This is a genomic window from Photobacterium jeanii (assembly GCF_001650345.1).
In the GTDB taxonomy this organism is placed as follows: Bacteria; Pseudomonadota; Gammaproteobacteria; order Enterobacterales; family Vibrionaceae; genus Photobacterium; species Photobacterium jeanii.
The window spans coordinates 1-1,138 of record NZ_LVHF01000002.1 but is presented as its reverse complement, the minus strand read 5'-3'; the positions used below and the strand labels follow the sequence as shown (position 1 = coordinate 1,138).

General features: G+C 36.7%; 1 protein-coding gene. It reads right to left on the bottom strand.

Annotated features, from left to right (window positions below; genetic code table 11):
* Positions 1-201 precede the first annotated feature (201 nt).
* A complete protein-coding gene (locus tag A3K86_RS00010) occupies positions 202-927 on the bottom strand; it encodes a hypothetical protein (RefSeq protein ID WP_068325751.1) in 726 nt (241 codons plus the stop codon).
* Between the last annotated feature and the right edge of the window lie 211 nt (positions 928-1,138).

Genomic DNA, 1,138 nt, shown 5'->3' with positions numbered 1-1,138 from the left:
TAAAACTTCTATGCTTTCATACCCACAAATCGGGCACCCAAAACGCTTCACGAGACCTCTCTATGTAGATAGCACATAACGACCTGCCATAAAACGCCAGCAACGTATTACGATAATTTTCACATGACCGCAGTAAACACCGTAGCCGGTTCATACCTAGAATGCCGAGCGTTGATGGTCGTTTTGATGGCTTTGTTAAATTTATTTATCCAGCGTTCCATAAACTCTTTCATATGAGTTTATAAGCTCCAACGTAGTTTCTCTTAGAACAAAAAATGACGTAGAGAAATCAGACACTTTGTTATTACGCCCTTTAAGTACAATAGCTACAGTTGAATCATTAAAATTATCAAAAAAATTAGAGTTGAAATGTTTATAAAAGGCAACCTGCATATCTTGATCAAGGAAGCCTAGATAAATTGATAACGATGCTTGTAGACTCATAGCCTTTTTAGGGAAGTCATTAAACAAGAAGAAATGTAAGTCTCGCTCAGAAACGAGACCTGCCACATCAATATATCTAGTTCCTTTCACGGTTGACACAAAAGTCTTACCTACCAGATAGTTGGATAATTCGTCTTCGGATGGGAAAGTTCTAAATTTTTCATGTGGACTTTCTGCTAACACTCGAAACATTGATATAGTATGGTTCCTAATCGCAATAACGACTTTAGTTGCAATTTCTTTTGACTTATTAATCCTATCAACTTCTATTTTAACTGAGGTCATAATATAAAATATGTAACCAGCAACAATAGACATTGATAAGTTACTAATAATCTTAGAAAGCTCAAAACCACCTTTAAAGATCTCTTTGGTATTAGCAAACACAACATCCAATAGAATAACAATGATAAACGCTACAAGCGCTAGAAAAAGCACTAACTTATTTTGCTTTATCACATACAAAAACGTTCGAGATACCACGATATTCCTCAATAGATTTAACGCCGCGTTAAGTGGTGAGCAACGCTACCACCTGACCTAAACCATTGTGCCGTAAACACTAAAGCTGAATCAAACCGAAAATGCCAAGCGTTGGGAATCCGTCTTAAACGCTTTGTATGGATAATAACTCATGAAATCGGGTAACGTGAGACCCTAGCTTTAGCCGCAACTAAAGCTCTTTATACAGTAG